The sequence below is a fragment of the Pseudomonas sp. PME37.24/006 genome (assembly GCF_055556635.1).
In genome coordinates this window covers 1-253 of sequence record NZ_JBVHNL010000224.1, presented here as the reverse complement: position 1 = coordinate 253, position 253 = coordinate 1, and the positions used below count along the sequence as shown (strand labels likewise).

Below are 253 nucleotides of genomic sequence, written 5' to 3'. Positions count from 1 at the left end.
CACCGCTTATGCTCCGCCCCGTCATTTCCCGGATTGCATCACGTCAGATCTTGAACTCCGCGAACGTCTCCGGCGCGAACATGTCCTCGATCGTCAGCTGGCGCGGCGACAGACCCTGCTCATGATGATAGCGCGTGAAGGTCTCGAGTACGTGGCGGTTCTTCTCGATTCCGTAAGGCCACCACTGATCGCCCAACGTCGCGATCGTTTCCTCGACCGCGGCAATTTGCCAGGGCAGCATCGTCTTGAGCGA

The 253-nt window shown here is 59.7% G+C and carries 1 pseudogene; it reads right to left on the bottom strand.

The features are described from left to right. Positions 1-43 precede the first annotated feature (43 nt). A pseudogene (locus tag ACZ3GY_RS24495) lies at positions 44-253 on the bottom strand (ABC transporter substrate-binding protein); the annotation flags it as partial.